16 protein-coding genes are annotated in these 16008 nt (G+C 62.7%); 11 read left to right on the top strand and 5 right to left on the bottom strand.

Features of this window, described 5'->3' with window-relative positions:
- The coding region (gene hslU, locus B3B04_RS12330) for an ATP-dependent protease ATPase subunit HslU (protein ID WP_292043319.1) at positions 1-1098 on the top strand (1098 nt) is incomplete at its 5' end.
- Positions 1099-1193: 95 nt separating this feature from the next.
- Here the strand turns inward: hslU and B3B04_RS12325 are convergent.
- Positions 1194-1946 carry an alpha/beta hydrolase gene (locus tag B3B04_RS12325; RefSeq protein WP_292043317.1) on the bottom strand — a complete coding sequence of 251 codons (753 nt, stop codon included), beginning with the start codon at positions 1944-1946 and terminating at the stop codon, positions 1194-1196.
- A gap of 67 nt (positions 1947-2013) precedes the next feature.
- Here B3B04_RS12325 and B3B04_RS12320 point away from each other — a divergent pair, with 67 nt between their 5' ends.
- The 10 genes from B3B04_RS12320 to B3B04_RS12275 all read left to right on the top strand — a co-directional run bounded on the left by B3B04_RS12320 (position 2014) and on the right by B3B04_RS12275 (position 10862).
- Positions 2014-2979: a glycosyltransferase family 9 protein gene (locus tag B3B04_RS12320; RefSeq protein WP_292043316.1), complete on the top strand. Its 966-nt coding sequence runs from the start codon at positions 2014-2016 to the stop codon at positions 2977-2979.
- A gap of 15 nt (positions 2980-2994) precedes the next feature.
- Positions 2995-3936 carry a glycosyltransferase family 9 protein gene (locus tag B3B04_RS12315; protein ID WP_292043315.1) on the top strand — a complete coding sequence of 314 codons (942 nt, stop codon included), beginning with the start codon at positions 2995-2997 and terminating at the stop codon, positions 3934-3936.
- A 131-nt stretch (positions 3937-4067) separates the two neighbouring features.
- A complete protein-coding gene (gene infC, locus B3B04_RS12310) occupies positions 4068-4589 on the top strand; it encodes a translation initiation factor IF-3 (protein ID WP_292043314.1) in 522 nt (173 codons plus the stop codon).
- Between the two features lie 245 nt (positions 4590-4834).
- The gene (gene rpmI / locus B3B04_RS12305; protein WP_003166435.1) at positions 4835-5032 is read left to right on the top strand and encodes a 50S ribosomal protein L35; all 198 of its coding nucleotides are present in this window, start codon (positions 4835-4837) and stop codon (positions 5030-5032) included.
- A gap of 103 nt (positions 5033-5135) precedes the next feature.
- Positions 5136-5489, top strand: a complete 354-nt coding sequence (gene rplT, locus B3B04_RS12300; protein ID WP_292043313.1) for a 50S ribosomal protein L20 — start codon at positions 5136-5138, stop codon at positions 5487-5489.
- Positions 5490-5629: 140 nt separating this feature from the next.
- Complete coding sequence (pheS, locus tag B3B04_RS12295; protein ID WP_292043311.1) at positions 5630-6706, top strand: phenylalanine--tRNA ligase subunit alpha; 1077 nt, start codon at positions 5630-5632, stop codon at positions 6704-6706.
- A gap of 13 nt (positions 6707-6719) precedes the next feature.
- Positions 6720-7112, top strand: a complete 393-nt coding sequence (locus tag B3B04_RS12290) for a hypothetical protein (RefSeq protein ID WP_292043310.1) — start codon at positions 6720-6722, stop codon at positions 7110-7112.
- The gene (pheT, locus tag B3B04_RS12285; protein WP_292043309.1) at positions 7109-9499 is read left to right on the top strand and encodes a phenylalanine--tRNA ligase subunit beta; all 2391 of its coding nucleotides are present in this window, start codon (positions 7109-7111) and stop codon (positions 9497-9499) included. Before B3B04_RS12290 ends, pheT begins: the two co-directional genes overlap by 4 nt.
- 1 nt (position 9500) lies before the next feature.
- Positions 9501-10052 carry a TIGR00645 family protein gene (locus B3B04_RS12280; protein ID WP_292043308.1) on the top strand — a complete coding sequence of 184 codons (552 nt, stop codon included), beginning with the start codon at positions 9501-9503 and terminating at the stop codon, positions 10050-10052.
- Between the two features lie 186 nt (positions 10053-10238).
- Positions 10239-10862, top strand: a complete 624-nt coding sequence (locus B3B04_RS12275; RefSeq protein WP_292043306.1) for a DUF1134 domain-containing protein — start codon at positions 10239-10241, stop codon at positions 10860-10862.
- 55 nt (positions 10863-10917) lie between these two features.
- On the opposite strand, the gene B3B04_RS12270 is transcribed toward B3B04_RS12275, so the two are convergent.
- The 4 genes from B3B04_RS12270 to glmS all read right to left on the bottom strand — a co-directional run bounded on the left by B3B04_RS12270 (position 10918) and on the right by glmS (position 15940).
- Entirely contained in the window at positions 10918-11796 is an 879-nt protein-coding gene (locus B3B04_RS12270; RefSeq protein WP_292043305.1) for an SDR family NAD(P)-dependent oxidoreductase, read from the bottom strand.
- Positions 11797-11823: 27 nt separating this feature from the next.
- Positions 11824-13029 (bottom strand): NAD-dependent epimerase/dehydratase family protein, encoded by a 1206-nt coding sequence (locus B3B04_RS12265; protein ID WP_292043304.1) that lies wholly within the window; start codon positions 13027-13029, stop codon positions 11824-11826.
- Between the two features lie 135 nt (positions 13030-13164).
- The gene (galU, locus tag B3B04_RS12260) at positions 13165-14046 is read right to left on the bottom strand and encodes a UTP--glucose-1-phosphate uridylyltransferase GalU (protein WP_292043303.1); all 882 of its coding nucleotides are present in this window, start codon (positions 14044-14046) and stop codon (positions 13165-13167) included.
- 79 nt (positions 14047-14125) lie between these two features.
- Positions 14126-15940, bottom strand: a complete 1815-nt coding sequence (gene glmS, locus B3B04_RS12255) for a glutamine--fructose-6-phosphate transaminase (isomerizing) (RefSeq protein ID WP_292043302.1) — start codon at positions 15938-15940, stop codon at positions 14126-14128.
- Positions 15941-16008: the final 68 nt, after the last annotated feature.

Below are 16008 nucleotides of genomic sequence, written 5' to 3'. Positions count from 1 at the left end.
CGCCGCCTCGCCAAGCTGGCGGGATCGCCCTTCCTCAAGGTCGAAGCGACCAAATTCACCGAGGTCGGCTATGTGGGCCGCGATGTCGATCAGATCATGCGTGATCTGGTGGAAAGCGCCATTGCCATGGTGCGCGACAAGCGCCGCGTCGAGGTTCAGGCCAAGGCCGAGGCTGCCGCCGAAGACCGTCTGCTGGATGCTCTGGTGGGGCCGGGCTCGGGCCAGCCGACCCGCGATGCCTTCCGCAAAAAGCTGCGCGCCGGAGAGCTGGACGACAAGGAGGTCGAGATCGCCTTGGCCGACAATGCCTCGCCGCTGCAAGGCATGGATATTCCGGGCGCCAACGTCGGCATCCTCAACCTGTCCGACATGCTGGGCAAGCTGGGCGGGGGGCGCACCAAGTCGGTACGTATGACCGTAAAGGACGCGACCCAGCCCCTGATCACCGAAGAGGCCGACAAGCTGCTGGATCAGGACAGCCTGACCCGCGAGGCGGTGAAGCTGGCCGAGAACGAAGGCATTGTCTTCCTCGACGAGATCGACAAGGTCGCCGCCCGTCAGGAAAAGGGCGGGGCCGATGTGTCACGCGAGGGCGTGCAGCGCGACCTGCTGCCGTTGATCGAAGGCACCACGGTTTCGACCAAATATGGTCCGGTGAAAACCGACCATGTGCTGTTCATCGCCTCGGGTGCCTTCCACGTCGCCAAACCGTCGGACCTGCTGCCCGAACTTCAGGGCCGTCTGCCGATCCGCGTGGAGCTGAAGGCGCTGACGCGCGATGACTTCAAGCGCATCCTGACCGAGCCGGAAGCCAATCTGATCCGTCAGAACCAGGCCCTGCTGGCAACTGAGGATGTGACCATCAGCTTTACCGATGATGCCGTTGAGGCCCTGGCCGATGCGGCTGTTACCGCCAACTCGACCATCGAGAATATCGGGGCACGCCGCCTGCAAACCGTGCTGGAGCATGTGCTGGAAGAGACCAGCTATCGCGCTTCGGATATGGCGGGCGAGACGATCGAGTTCACCGGTGCGGTGGTGCGCGAAAAGCTGGGCGAGCTGACCGGAAACGTGGACCTCAGCCGCTACATCCTCTGACGCCATTTTAGGCTGTCCCCTTCGGCTTGACCGAAGGGGTCAGACGACCTGATCCCCGATCAAGTCGGGGATGACGTAGGAAGACCGTCGGGGCTTTAGGCTCCGGCGGTCTTTCTCATTTCGGCGACGGCCTGAACCAGTCGCTCAAGCTCATGTGGCTTTGACAGGCGGTGGTCGCCGTCCTTGATGATGTCGAGACGCACATCGCCGCCTTCCAGTTTTTCCAGAAGGCGCAACTGCATTTCCCACGGCACGCTCTCGTCCAGCTTGCCTTGCAGAATGTGAATCGGGGCCGGAATACGGATTGGCCCATCCAGCATCAGCCAGCTGCGGGCTTCCTCGAACATGTGCTTGGTCAACTGATAGTGGCCAAGGCCCGGATCGCTGACGGTGGCAATACCGTGGGTGAGAATTTCCTCACGGGTTTCCTCGGGCAGGTCAGGCCACATCAGGCGCTCGGTAAAATCCTGCGCCGGATTGACGAGCACCAATCCCGCAACCTGATCTTGACAGGTCGAGGCCGCCAGCAGCGACACCCAGCCCCCCATGGATGATCCCACCAAGATCACGGGCCGCTTCACATGCTCGATCATGGCGAGGCAGTCTTCGCGCCAGCGGCCGATGCTGGCCTTCGTCCATTCGCCTGAGGAGGCACCGTGAGCGAAATGGTCATAGCGCACATAGGCCCAGCCGTTTTCCTGCGCCGCCTCATCCAGCGCCAGCGCCTTGGTGCCTTCCATGTCCGAGCGAAAGCCGCCGACCCAGATCACGACCGGACCCTCTCCCTCGATCATTTTATAGGCCAGGGCCTCGCCGTCGGGACGATTGAGATGTTGGAGAGTGTGCATGGAAATCTCGCGATAGCGCCTTTATATCGAACGCGGGGGGTGGCCTTGTTTAGGAAGGTCATCCTTGGTGGTCCAGCCTCTACCGCAGACGTCCGAAGGGCGACGTGTGCTCTATATCAGCCCCAACCGCATCGGCGATGCGGTGATTGCGTCTGGCATCGTCAGGGATATCCAGCGCCAGTGGCCGGGCGCGCGCGTCACCGTGGCGGCAGGACCCCTGCCCGCGCCTTTCTATCGCTCGGCACCGGGCGTCACAGACATTATCGAGGTGCATAAGGGCAAACATGCCTCCCACTGGTTTAGGCTGTGGCAGGACGTTCTGCCTACGCGTTGGGATGCTGTGATCGATACGCGCGGCTCTGCGCTGGCCTTTATGGTCCGCACGCGCCAGCGCCGCGTCTATTCCCAAGCGCTGGAGGCCGATGCGCCCAAGGTCGAGATGATCTCGCGCCTGATGCACGCCCCCACGGCTTTGGAGCCTGAACTTTTTATCGATGCCAAGGCCAAGGCCGATGTCGAGGCTGTGTGGCAGGCTCAGGGCTTTGATGGCTCGGCTCCCGTGCTGGCTCTGGCACCGTTGGCCCACCAGAAGGGCAAAAGCTGGCCAGCTGATCGCTGGGCGGAACTGGTGGCGCGGGCGAAGGCCGAACCTCGATTTGCCGGCTGGCGTTTTATGGTGGTGGGCGGGCCGGACGATCATTTGGCCGCCGCTCCGGCGCTGGCGGCCGCCGGCGATCAGGGGCTGGATTTCGTCGGCAAGGGGGACATTCTGGCCTCGGCCGCCGCAATTTCGCGCTCGGCCCTGTTCGTCGGCAATGACAGCGGACTGATGCATGTGGCGGCCGCCGCAGGCACACCGACACTGGGCCTGTTTGGTCCGACCGAGTGGTGGAAATATGGTCCGCGTGGCCCGCGCACGGCCATGTGCCGCGTCGGGCATGCCGTTGGCGACCTTGGCCCTATTGAGGCTCTGACGGTAGAGGCTGTATGGCAATCGCTTCTTGAACTGGATGCGGCCTACGGTCCGCAGTGACCGGAACCCGACTTTATGACCACCCCAGCCCCGCAGGTCCTGTTCGTTAGCGCCGACCGTATCGGCGACGCTATCATGTCTATAGGGGCGATCCGCGAAATCCGGCGCCAGATACCGGACGCCGAAATCACTGTCGCGGTGGGGCCGACGGCAGCCGCCCTGTTCCGCGCGGCACCGGGAGTGGTGAAGGTCATTCCGTGGAAGAAGCAGAAGCTGTCCGGCCACTGGCGCACCTTGTGGCGTCAGACAGTCGGAACGCACTGGGCCCTGGTGGCCGATGTGCGCGGCTCTGCCATGAGCTTCTTCCTGCGCGCCAAGGAACGTCGCCTCTACAGCCGCGCGCTGGAAAAGGGCGAGATGAAGGTGGTCACCTTCTCGCACATGATGAAGGCCGAGGCCGTCGCCGAGCCGGAGATCTTTCTGGACGATAAGGCCCGCAAGGATGCCGCCGCTATTATCGGTGACAAGGCCGCGCCCATTTTGGCCATGGCCCCGATTTCAACCGCTGCCGATCGCAGCTGGCCAGCAGAGCGCTGGGCTGAATTGACGCAGCGTCTGATGCAGGAGCCACGTTTTGAAGGCTGGCGTTTCATGCCGGTCGGCGGTCCGGGTGATCATGCCGCGGCGGCTCCGGCTTTAGCTGTGGCGGGGGATCGCGGCATTGATGCGGTGGGCAAATGCGACATCTTGGGCTCCGCTGCCCTGTTGCAGCGCGCCACGCTTTTTGTCGGCAATGACAGCGGCTTGATGCACGTTTCGGCGGCTGCTGGTACGCCGACTCTGGGCCTGTTTGGCCCCAGCGAGTGGTGGCACAAGGCTCCCTACGGCCCCAAGGGGCGGGTGCTGGCGGCGGCCCCTGTAAGGGGCCAGTTCGCGCCGATCACCGAACTGAGCGTTGATCAGGTGTTTGAGGCAGTGTTGGCTCTGTACGACACCTTTGCCGTCTCCGCGCACTGATCTTTGTGGAAGCCTTGAAATTCGGGGCTTCTGACGCCATATTCCCGCCGCCTGAGGGCACTTTCCACTGGAACGTGCGTTCAGACAGTAGCTTCTGATCACATAAGGAAACGACGCCCATTCGCCGTCCCATGCAAGCGCCGCCCGTCAAGGACGGCCCGCCGATGAACCAAGATATCCGTGCCGCTCGCGTTCTGCTCATCGACCAGAACGGCGAAAAGCAGGGTATTATGCCGCTTTCTGCTGCTCTTGAAGCGGCTGAAGAGGCCGGTCTGGATCTCGTTCAGATCGTGAATAATGCCGAAGCGCCGGTATGTAAGATTCTGGACTACGGCAAGCATCGCTTCCAAGAGCAAAAGAAGAAGGCCGAGGCCCGCAAGCGCCAGAAGGTCGTCGAGCTCAAAGAGATCAAGCTGCGTCCGAACATCGACACCCACGACTACGAAGTGAAGGCCAAGTCCATGCGCCGCTTCTTCGAAGAAGGCGACAAGGTGAAGATCACCCTGCGCTTCCGCGGTCGTGAAATGGCCCACCCCGAGCTCGGCATGAAGCTGATGCACAAGGTGCAGGCCGACTTTGACGAAGTCGCCAAGGTCGAGTTCGCACCCAAGATGGAAGGCCGCCAAATGATCATGATCCTGGCTCCGCGCTAAACCCGCGCCACGGTCTGATCCGGCAACCGGATTTCAAACGCTCCGACCTCCACCAAGGTCGGGGCGTTTTGCTTTTTGTGGTGGTGTTTGAGTCACTTGCTTTGCGGCAGGCGATGGCGTACAAGCCGCCCCTTCGTATTTACGGACCGCCGGGCGAATAGGCATGCCTGGGCGGTTCTGAAACGGACGTTGCCAGAGGGTCTTCGGAACCAAAGGCGGCGGACCCTCAATCAGAGAGAGTGAAAATGCCGAAGCTGAAGACGAAGTCGGGCGCCAAGAAGCGCTTCAAATTCACCGCTACGGGCAAGGTCAAGGCTGGCGTCGCTGGCAAGCGCCACCGCCTGATCAGCCACAACTCGAAGTACATCCGCCAAAACCGCGGTACTTCGGTGATGGCTGACGCCGACGCCAAGAAGATCAAGTCCTACATGCCGTACGCCTAAGGCGCGGCTGACTGATCATCCCAAGCATCTGAATTTGAATATGTGTCTCTCCAGCGAGCCCCCTTGGGGCCAACGCTAGAGACCCCCCAAAAGGGAAAACAACATGGCTCGCGTTACCCGGGGCGTTACGTCCCACGCCAAGCACAAGAAGGTCCTGAAGCAAGCCAAGGGCTTCTACGGCCGCCGCAAGAATACCATCCGCGCCGCCAAGGCTGCTGTTGACCGTGCCGGTCAGTACGCCTACCGCGACCGTCGCAACAAGAAGCGCAACTTCCGCGCCCTGTGGATCCAGCGCATCAACGCTGCGGCCCGCGCCGAAGGCTTCACCTACTCGCAATTCATCCACGGCCTGGACAAGGCTGGCATCGTGCTGGACCGTAAGGTTCTGGCCGCTGTTGCCGCCGACGAAGCCGGCTTCAAGGCGATTGCTGAAAAGGTTCGCGCTGCTCTGGCCTAATTCTTGGCCCCAGAGACAGTTCGTAACTGACTAAAAAGCGCCCGCTCCGGTCTTCGGGGCGGGCGTTTTTGCATTCCGGCCACGGGTCGCTCTGCTAAGAGGGTGACGAACGGCCCCCGGCCCGCTAAGGCACAGCGCAAATGACCGATCTCGCTCAACTCGAACTCGAACTTATCAATGCCATCGGCGCGGCAGAGACAGTCGCCGCGCTGGAAGAGGTGCGCGTCGCCGCCCTTGGCAAATCCGGTACCATTTCCGGCCTGCTGAAAGGCATGGGCCAGCTCAGCCCCGACGAGCGCCGCGAGCGCGGTCCGGTGCTGAACGGCCTGCGTGACCGTGTGACCACGGCCATCGCCGCCAAGAAGGCAGAGCTGGAAGCGGCTGAACTGAACGCCCGCCTGCTGGCCGAGCGCGTGGACCTAACCCTGCCGTCGCGCCCGCGCCGCAAGGGCGGGGTTCACCCGACCATGCAGGTGATGGACGAGATGATCGCCATCTTCGCCGAGATGGGCTTTGCCGTGGCCGAAGGTCCCGACATCGAGGACGACTTCCACAATTTCACCGCGCTGAACTTCCCGCCGAAGCATCCCGCGCGCGAGATGCACGACACCTTCTTCCTGAAGCCGGATGCCGAGACGGGCGAGCGCAAGGTTCTGCGCACCCACACCTCGCCGGTTCAGGTGCGCACCATGATGTCGCAAAAGCCGCCGATCCGTATCATCGCGCCGGGCCGCACCTTCCGTAAGGATTCGGATGCGACGCACACGCCGATGTTCCATCAGATCGAAGGTCTGGTCATCGATCGCGACATCAATATGGGTCACCTGAAAACGACCCTCGAGACCTTCATGGCCCGCTTCTTCGAGCTGGATGATGTGCAGGCGCGTTTCCGCCCGCACCACTTCCCGTTTACCGAGCCGTCCGCAGAGATGGACATCCGCTGCGACCGTTCTGGCGGCAAGCTGGTGCTGAACACCGGCGAGGACTGGCTGGAGATTTTGGGCTGCGGCATGGTTCACCCGAACGTGCTGATCGCCTGCGGCCTCGATCCGAACGAGTATCAGGGCTTTGCCTTTGGTATGGGCGTCGACCGTCTGGCCATGCTGAAATACGGCGTGCCGGACCTGCGTCCGATGTTCGATGCCGACACCCGCTGGCTGGCCCACTATGGCTTCTCGGCTTTCCAAGCCCCCAATCCGGCCTCGGGCCTGAGCTGAGGCACTGACGTTCATGACTGATACCCAAGACATCACCATTCCGGCCATCGGTGCGGGCCCCGAGTACGAGGGGCTGAATATCTGGCTTCCGGCTCTGGCCATCGAGGCCGCCCGTCGCGGCGAAGCCATCATCGAGGGCAAGACCTATCGTAATTGCGTGATCGAAGGTCCGGCGGTTCTGCTGCCTCTCGGTGCCTGCAATTTCGACGGCTGCAACATGGGTGACGCCCAGGGCGACATCCGCAACCTGCTGCTTCAGCCCATGGGCCCGCAGCGCGTAACCGGCACCATCGCCTTCAAGGACTGCCAGTTCATCAACTGCCAGTTCATGCGCGTCGGCTTCACCGGCACGCCGGAGTTTCTGGCTCAGGTCCAACAGGTTCTGACCGGAGGGGCCGTCCAATGAAATTCACCCTTTCGTGGCTGAAAGACCACCTCGACACCACGGCGGATGTGAATGCCGTGGCCGAGGCCATGACCATGGCCGGTCTGGAAGTGGAAGAGGTCGCCGATCCGGTGTCGAAACTGGCACCGTTCAGTGTTGCCAAGATCGTTTCGGCCGAGCGTCACCCCAATGCCGACCGCCTGCAGGTCTGTCAGGTCGACACTGTCGATGGCCGCAAGGAAATTGTCTGCGGCGCACCGAATGCCCGTCCGGGCCTGACCACCATCTATGCCCCGATCGGTGCCTATGTGCCGGGTCTGGACGTGACGCTGGTTGAAAAGCCGGTGCGCGGCATCGTCTCCAACGGCATGCTCTGCTCGGGTGGCGAACTGGAACTGCCGGACCAGAATGATGGCGTTCTGGAACTGTCGGACGATCTGGCGGTCGGCACCTCGGCTGCCGAGGTATTCGGCCTCGAGCCGGTCATCGATTTTGAAGTCACCCCCAACCGTCCCGACTGGCTGGGCGTTGCGGGTATTGCCCGCGATCTGGCTGCTGCCGGTGTCGGCACGCTCAAGACCCCTGCCATCGAGCCTGTAGCAGGCAAGAGTGCATTGAGCATCAGCGTGCGTATTGATGCGCCGGAACTGTGCCCGACCTTCGCGGGCCGCGTGATCCGCGGTGTGAAGAACGGCCCGTCGCCCAAATGGCTTCAGGACCGCCTGACCGCTATCGGCCTTCGCCCGATCAATGCGCTGGTGGATATCACCAACCTGATCTCCTATGACCGCGCCCGTCCGCTACACGTCTATGACATCTCCAAGCTGGAAGGCTCGGAGATTGTCGTGCGCGGCGGCCAAGAGGGCGATGCCCTGCTGGCGCTGGACGGCAAGGAATATGCGCCGCAAGCCGCTGACTGCGTGATCGCCGACAACGGCGGCGCTCGCGCCATCGGCCTTGGCGGCGTGATGGGCGGCGAAAGCACCGGCTGCTCGGAAGAGACGGTCGACGTCTTCGTCGAAAGCGCATGGTTCGAGCCGATTGTGATCGCTCAAACCGGTCGCTCGCTCGGCATCAACTCTGACGCCCAGTACCGTTTCGCCCGCGGCGTCGACACCCACTCAGTCGTTCCGGGTCTGGAACTGGCGACCAAGCTGATCCTCGACCTGTGCGGTGGCCAGCCGTCGGAAATCGTGGTGGCGGGTGAGGCTCCGGCTGCGCCGCAAGGCTTTGCCTTTGATCCGGCCTTTGTGAAGCGCCTGTCGGGTATGGACCTGACTGAGGACCGCATTGCCGAAATCCTGACCGCCCTTGATTTCAAGGTCGAGCGCGGCAGCCCGTGGACCGTCACCCCGCCGACCGCGCGCCGTGATGCCCATGGTCCGGCGGATCTGGTGGAAGAAGTCGCCCGCATCGAAGGCTTTGCCTCGCTGCCGTCGACCCCTCTGCCGGTGCAGGCTCCGCCCGCTGGCGGCATCCTCAGCGCACGCCAGTCGCGTGTGCGCACCGCCCGTCGCGCACTGGCCTCGATGGGCTATGCCGAGGCTGTGACGTGGTCGTTCACCAAGCAGTCCAAGGCGCAGCTGTTCGGCGGCGGCGACGACAAACTGGTGCTGGAAAACCCGATTGCGTCGGACCTCGACTGCATGCGTCCGTCGGCCCTGCCGAACCTGATCGAAGCAGCGGCCCGCAACGCCGCGCGCGGCCATGCCGATGCAGCCCTGTTCGAGATCGGCCCGATCTATCTGGGCGATGGTCCCAAGGACCAACGCACCACCATTACCGGTCTTGTGGCCCCGCATGCGGACCGTCACTGGCAAGGTGCGGGCGATGATGCCCTGTTCACCCTCAAGGGCGATCTGGTCGAACTGCTGGAACTGATCGGTGCACCTGTCGGCTCGCTGCAACTGGTTCAGTGCCAGAACCGCGAATGGTGGCACCCGGGTCGTTCGGCCCGTCTGCAACTGGGTCCGAAGAACATCATCGTCGAGTTCGGTGCCCTGCACCCGTCGGTCCTGAAGACGCTGGATGCCGATGCACCCATGCTGGCCTTCGAGATCGTTCTCGACAACGTGCCCGAGCCCAAAGGCAAGGGTGGCAAGGCGCGTGGTGCGGCCAACCTGTCGAACCTGATGCCGCTGACCCGCGACTTCGCCTTTGTGGTGGATGAAGACAAGGCTGTCGGTGATCTGGTGCGTGCTGTGGCGGGTGCCGACAAGGCGCTGATCACCGAGGTGCGTGTGTTCGACGTCTATCGCGGCAAGGGCGTGCCGGAGGGCCAGAAGTCGATCGCTCTGGAAGTCGAACTCCAGCCGCGTGAAGCCACCCTGACCGACACCGAGATCGACGCCGTCATGGCCAAGATCGTTGCCGCCGCCACCAAGGCCGGCGCGGTCCTGCGGAGCTGATATGACCGAGAAGAAACCTTGGGCAGAAACCGCCTTCGAGCGGAACCTGTTCCGTGCTCGCTGGCTCATGGCCCCCTTCTATCTGGGGCTGGTACTGGCGCTGGTCATGCTGCTGTCGGTCTTTGTGCAGGAAGTGGCCTACTACCTGCCCAAGGCCTTTGTGTTTGGCGAAGGCCGCATGACGGCCGATCAGGCGATCCTGGCCCTGCTGACGATGGTGGACCTGTCGCTGGCCGGTAACCTGCTTCTGATCGTGCTCTATTCGGGTTACGAGAATTTTGTCTCCAAACTCGATCTCGACGAGAACCATGTGGACCGTCCGCCGTGGATGGGCACGGTGGATTTCTCGGGCCTGAAGATGAAGCTGATCGCCTCTATCGTGGCGATCTCGGCCATCTATCTGCTGAAGTCTTTCATGAACATCGGCAAGCCGGGCTATGTGGTGGACGAAGCCGCCATGCTCTGGGGGGTGGTCATTCACCTGACTTTCGTCGGCTCCGGCGTGCTGCTGGCGCTGATGGACTGGATCGCTTCCAAGACCGACAAGCACTAGGGATCACATCCTTTTGCAAAGGCCGGAGCCCCGCGTTCCGGCCTTTTTTACGTCTGAAGGCCGATGTTTTGCGCAGTTGCAATGTTTGGTTAACCAAGAGGCCCCAAGTCTGCCGCAAAAGGTCGTGACGGTTCAGTCCCTCGCCCGATAAGTCGGGCTCCGTCCAGCCTTCGGGAGTTTGACGACATGCATCGCCGCCAACTGATCCGCACCAGCATTGGCCTTGCTGCCACCAGCGCCCTGCCGCTGGGTCTGGGTGCCTGTGCAACCCGTGGCCAACCGGCCAACCCCAACTATCCGATAGCCTCTGACCAGACGGCCAACGCCTATTCGTTCGACGAGCTGGTGGCTGCCGGTTCGCGCGAGCTGGGTATCGCTTCCGAAGCCATCGGCGGGGCCATTGAACGTATCTTTGCCGATCAAGGCGGTGCGCCCACGGCCTATATCGCCGGTGAAGAAGGTGCGGGTGCCGTGGTGGCCGGTCTGCGATATGGCCGCGGTGCGCTGCACATGAAGGACCTGTCGGCTTCGCAGGAAGTCTTCTGGCAAGGCGCGTCCATCGGTTGGGACTGGGGTGGCAATGCCAGCCGTGTCTTTACCCTGGTGTACGGCCTGTATCATCCGGACATGCTCTACCGCCGCTATCCGGGCGTGGAAGGCTCGGCCTATGCTATCGCCGGTCTGGGCGTAAACTATCAGCGCGCCGACGGCATTGTTCTGGCCCCGATCCGCACCGGCGTGGGCCTGCGTCTGGGGGCCAATGTTGGCACCATGAGCTACAGCCGCCAGCGCAATATTCTGCCGTTCTAAGTCGATCTGGATCGCTAAAGAACAAAAGGCCGGAGGCGTCTCCTCCGGCCTTTTTCTATGACAGGGTCGGGATCAAGGCTTCCAGCCCCTCGCGGAAGCTGGGGTAGGCCGGTCTCCATCCCAGTTCGGCCTTGGCGCGGGCGTTGGAGACGCGCTTGCTGTCCAGATAGAAGCGGCGCATGCCCTCGCTGACCGACGGGTCGGTCCATTCGACCTCCGGCGGTGCAGCCACGCCCAGCCGCTCGGCAGCCCATAGGGTCTGGGCTTCCGCGCTGGAGGGGTGGTCGTCGGTCAGATTGTAGATGCCACCGGGGCGCGGGCGGGCCATGGAGGAAAAAAGGCCCGACACCACATCATCGACATGGATGCGATTGAACACCTGGCCGGGCTTGCGCACCAGACGGGCGCGGCCATCCTTCAGGCGCTGGAGGATATTGCGGCCCGGACCGTAAAAGGCCGGCAGGCGAAACACTTGCACCGTCAGCCCCATGCCCTGACCGCTGTCGAGCCAGTCACGCTCGGCCTTCACGCGTCGGGCACCCTCGAGTGAAGCCGCATATAGGGCATCGCCCTCAAAAGCCCACCCGCCCGCGCGGTCACCATAGACGCCGGTCGAGGAAATATAGCCGATCCAGTCGGGCCAGGCGTCGGCGGCCCGCAGGTGCGACAGGGTGTTCAGGCCCGGACATCCCTTCGCATCCGGCGGGGTGGTGACCAGTACACTGTTGGCCCTAAGACCCGCACTGGACAGAGCCGCCTCGTCGTTGGGATCAATGGCGGTAAACCCAAGACCTTCAAGCGCCTGACGGCGCTGGGCATCGCGTGATGTCGCCGTCACGCTCCAGCCGCGCCGAAGGGCCTCGCGCCCCGCCGCCTCCCCCAGATAGCCACCGCCAAAGATCAGCAAATGGTTGGAGGCAGAGGTGGTCATCATGATCGGCGGGGGCTTTCTTTGGATAGGTCAGCGTGGCAGTGCGCCGTCGCCCTGTTCGAGTGCTTGGGCGCGGCCTTCGTTCCATGCCGAAACGCACGGAATGGCCGAGCGGTCGCATCGATCGGCAAAGCGGCGGGCGATTTCGGTCACATCGGCCATCAGACCCTCTTGCAGGGTGATGGGTTCAAGCCCGAGCGCCCTGAAACCGTCATTGGCCACGACCAGCTCGTTCTCGTCTGCTTCCTGACGCGGGTTGGGCAGGTTGGCGATAGTGGCACCGGTCATGTCCGCAACCATTTGGGCCAGATCACGCACGCGGCGGCTCTCGGTCATCTGGTTGAGGATTTTCACGCGGTCACCGCGCGCAGGCGGGTTGTTCAGCGCCAGCTCCACACAGCGCACCGTGTCCTGAATATGGATGAAGGCTCGCGTCTGTCCGCCTGATCCATGTACCGTCAGCGGATAGCCGACAGCGGCCTGCATCAGGAAGCGATTGAGCACGGTACCGTAATCACCGTCGTAGTCGAAGCGGTTGATCAGACGCTCGTCCAGGCGGGTCTGCTCGGTCTGGGCCCCCCAGACGATGCCCTGATGCAGGTCGGTGATCCGCAGCCGGTCGTTCTTGGCGTAGAACTGGAACAGCAGGGCGTCCTGCGTCTTGGTCATATGATAGATGCTGCCGGGGTTCGGCGGGAACAGGATTTCCTGCTCGGTCGGGCCGAAATCAGTATCGACAGTGACCTTCAGATAGCCCTCGGGGATTTTCAGCCCGGCGGTTGTGTAGCCGTACACTCCCATGGTGCCGAGATGGGCCAGATGGATGTCCAGCCCGCTGTCCACCATGGCGGCCAGCAGGTGATTGGTCGCGTTCAGATTATTGTCGACGGTATAAAGCTTGTGGCGCGCCGACTTCATCGAATAGGGGGCCGCACGCTGCTCGGCAAAGTGGACGACGCTATCAGGCTTCCACGATGTGATAAGTCCCAGCAGGCGCTCATAGTCCTTGCCGACCGTCAGGTTCTCGAAGTGGATGGTGCGGCCAGACACCTCTTCCCAAGCCTTGAGGCGCTGCTGGATCGGCAAAATGGGCGTCAGGGACTGGATGCCCAATTCGTTGTCGATGTTGCGGCGGCTGAGGTTGTCAACGATCAGAACGTCCCAACCCTTAGCCGACAGGTGCAGGGCCGTGGGCCATCCGCAAAAGCCGTCGCCGCCCAAAATCATTACGCGCATCTGGTTAGCCTTTACTCGTCCGATGGAGGGGAGAGGGGGTGCGCGCCGCAAGAGCCCGCCTTGCCCGTGACGATGGCAGTCCGTCACAAGGACAGTCCATCACAGGGGTAGGGCGCGGCTCTACGCGACGGATAGTCACAGAAGCAGTGTCGCGACAGCCTCCCGTGCCGCGTCGCCCAGATCGGGGCGTTTCAGGGCCAGCGCCACATTGGCGCGCAGCAGTCCGATTTTGTCGCCGCAGTCGTGGGTGACGCCTTCGTACTCATAGGCGGTGAAGGCCTGATCATTCATCAGGCGGGCCATGGCGTCCGTCAGCTGGATCTCGCCGCCCGCACCGGCTTCCTGCGTGGCCAGCAGGTCGAAGATTTCCGGCTGAAGGATATAGCGGCCCGAAATCGACAGATTGGACGGGGCCGTGCCCTGGGCGGGCTTTTCAACCATACCCTTCATGGAGATGCGACGCCCGTCGCGTTTGGCAGGATCGACAATGCCGTATTTGTGGGTCTGGCTGTCCGGCACCTGCTCGACGCCGATGACATTGCCACCCACCTGGGCATAGACCTCGGCAAGCTGTTTCAGGGCCCCCGGTTGGCCGTCCACAATGACGTCCGGCAGGATGACGGCAAATGGCTCGTGGCCGATGATATCACGCGCGCACCAGATGGCGTGGCCCAAGCCCTTGGGCTTCATCTGACGGGTGAAACTCATTTCACCGGCGCGGGCCAGTTCGGCATTCATCATGTCGAGAATGTCGTGCTTGCCCTTGGCCTCCAGCTGCGCCTCGAGCTCGATCTGGTGGTCGAAATAGTCCTCAATGGCCTGTTTGGCGCGGCCCGTGACGAAGACGATGTGCTCGATACCTGCCTCACGCGCCTCTTCGACGATGTAGGACAGAATGGGCCGGTCGACGACGTTCAGCAGTTCCTTCGGGGTGGTTTTGGTGCCGGGCAACACGCGGGTGCCCAAACCGGCAACAGGAAGAACCGCCTTGCGAAGGCGCGCGTGGGAGGTCGACATGAGGTATCCGAAAAAGCCTATGATGGGGCAGTCATAGGCATATTTCCGGTTGCGTCCAACGACTGTTGTTAGTCGGGCGCTATTCGACGGTCACCGACTTGGCCAGATTGCGCGGCTGGTCCACGTCTGTGCCCTTTTGCACGGCGGTGAAATAGGACAGCAACTGCATCGGCACCGCATAGACCAGAGGGGCCGCAATCGGGTGAACAGCGGGGGCTGCAATACGCTCTATGCCTTCACCATGCAGTTCAGGCGCATCGGCGGGCGCGATCATGATGACCGGACCGCCACGAGCCGCCACTTCCTGAAGATTGGACGCGGTCTTCTCGTAAAGCTCGTCCAGCGGGGCCAGGGCGATAGTCGGCGTGTATTCGTCGATCAGGGCAATCGGGCCATGTTTCAGCTCGCCGGCGGCATAGCCTTCAGCGTGGATGTAGCTGATTTCTTTCAGCTTCAGCGCGCCTTCCATGGCCAGCGGATACATGGCACCGCGGCCGAGGAACAGCACGTCGCGGGCCTTAGCCAGTTCCTGAACCAGCTGGCGGATCGGCTTGTCCATATAGAGGGCTTCGGAGATCAGGCGGGGCGCTTCGAACAGGGCGCGGACCAGTTCGGCCTCTTGCGCCTCGTCGATGCGGCCACGGGCCACACCGGCGGCAATCGCCAGCGATAACAGGGCCGCGACCTGAGCGGTGAAGGCCTTGGTGGAGGCCACGCCAATTTCCGGACCGGCATGGGTCGGCCACAGAATCTCGGCCTCGCGTGCCATGGAGGAGGTGTGGACGTTGACCACGGCGGCGGTCTTGAGCCCTTGCGCCTTGCACCAGGTCAGGCCCGCCAAGGTGTCGGCGGTCTCGCCCGACTGGCTAACGGCAACGGCCAGCGTGCCCGGGGTCAGGGCCGGATCGCGATAACGGAATTCCGAGGCGATTTCGACATCGCACGGCAGGCCCGCATATTTCTCGAACGCATAGCGACCGATCTGGCCAGCGTAGAAGGCGGTGCCGCAAGCGATGATTTGGATGCGGTCGATATGAGCGAAGTCGACAGAGGCAGGCTTTGCTTTGCCCTTAACCAGATCGAGGTACTCTGACAGGGTGTGCTGGACGCTGTCCGGCTGTTCATGGATTTCCTTTTCCATGAAGTGACGGAAGCTACCCTTTTCGACGAGGGCGCTGGAGGCCGCGACCTTGACGATGGGGCGGTTGGCCAACTGACCTTCGGCGTTGAAGATGCGGGCGTCATCACGCGTCATGGCGACATAGTCGCCTTCTTCCAGATAGGAAATTTTCTGGGTGAAGGGGCCCACCGCCAAAGCGTCCGAGCCGAGGTACATTTCGCCCTCGCCCCAGCCAACCACCAGCGGGCTGCCGCGGCGGGCAGCGAGGATCAGCTCGCGCTCGCCCTCGATCAAAACCGCCAGCGCATAGGCACCGGTCAGACGATCCAGGGTGGCCTTGAAGGCCTCCAGCGGTGCCAGACCCTTGGACAGGTTGTGATCCATCAGGTGGGCGACGACTTCGGTATCGGTCTGGCTTTCAAAGACGTGACCGGCAGCGACCAGCTCGGCCTTCAGTTCCGCAAAGTTTTCGATGATGCCGTTGTGCACCAGACAGACGCGGCCCGACTTGTGCGGGTGGGCATTGGACTGGGTCGGCGCACCGTGGGTGGCCCAGCGGGTGTGGCCAATGCCGACGGTGCCCGCGATGGGATCTTCGGCCAGAACAGCTTCCAGGTTGCGGATCTTGCCCTTGGCGCGACGGCGACGGATGCCAGTCTCGTCCTGAACGGCAACGCCTGCCGAGTCATAGCCGCGATACTCCAGCCGCTTCAGGCTGTCGATCAGACGGGGAACGGCCGGTCCGTTACCGACGACACCAATGATACCGCACATGGGATTACTCCGACGGAGCCGGACGCCACTTTGCGTCTACAGCCAGAAATGGGTAAGCGAGAGGATTG

Origin of the sequence: Brevundimonas sp. UBA5713 (assembly GCF_002419815.1) — a bacterium.
In the GTDB taxonomy this organism is placed as follows: Bacteria; Pseudomonadota; Alphaproteobacteria; order Caulobacterales; family Caulobacteraceae; genus Brevundimonas.
Note: the sequence above shows the minus strand (reverse complement) of the source record. Positions and strands in the feature narration are given on the sequence as shown.

Excerpts from the sequence above, each read along its gene's own strand:
- glmS (WP_292043302.1), bottom strand. The coding sequence starts at position 15,940 with ATGTGCGGTATCATTGGTGTCGTCGGTAACGGACCGGCCGTTCCCCGT.
- B3B04_RS12290 (WP_292043310.1), top strand. The coding sequence starts at position 6,720 with ATGACTGATACCCAAGACATCACCATTCCGGCCATCGGTGCGGGCCCC.
- pheS (WP_292043311.1), top strand. The coding sequence starts at position 5,630 with ATGACCGATCTCGCTCAACTCGAACTCGAACTTATCAATGCCATCGGC.
- B3B04_RS12265 (WP_292043304.1), bottom strand. The coding sequence starts at position 13,029 with ATGCGCGTAATGATTTTGGGCGGCGACGGCTTTTGCGGATGGCCCACG.
- B3B04_RS12325 (WP_292043317.1), bottom strand. The coding sequence starts at position 1,946 with ATGCACACTCTCCAACATCTCAATCGTCCCGACGGCGAGGCCCTGGCC.
- pheT (WP_292043309.1), top strand. The coding sequence starts at position 7,109 with ATGAAATTCACCCTTTCGTGGCTGAAAGACCACCTCGACACCACGGCG.
- rpmI (WP_003166435.1), top strand. The coding sequence starts at position 4,835 with ATGCCGAAGCTGAAGACGAAGTCGGGCGCCAAGAAGCGCTTCAAATTC.
- rplT (WP_292043313.1), top strand. The coding sequence starts at position 5,136 with ATGGCTCGCGTTACCCGGGGCGTTACGTCCCACGCCAAGCACAAGAAG.
- B3B04_RS12270 (WP_292043305.1), bottom strand. The coding sequence starts at position 11,796 with ATGATGACCACCTCTGCCTCCAACCATTTGCTGATCTTTGGCGGTGGC.
- galU (WP_292043303.1), bottom strand. The coding sequence starts at position 14,046 with ATGTCGACCTCCCACGCGCGCCTTCGCAAGGCGGTTCTTCCTGTTGCC.
- B3B04_RS12280 (WP_292043308.1), top strand. The coding sequence starts at position 9,501 with ATGACCGAGAAGAAACCTTGGGCAGAAACCGCCTTCGAGCGGAACCTG.
- B3B04_RS12275 (WP_292043306.1), top strand. The coding sequence starts at position 10,239 with ATGCATCGCCGCCAACTGATCCGCACCAGCATTGGCCTTGCTGCCACC.
- B3B04_RS12315 (WP_292043315.1), top strand. The coding sequence starts at position 2,995 with ATGACCACCCCAGCCCCGCAGGTCCTGTTCGTTAGCGCCGACCGTATC.
- infC (WP_292043314.1), top strand. The coding sequence starts at position 4,068 with ATGCAAGCGCCGCCCGTCAAGGACGGCCCGCCGATGAACCAAGATATC.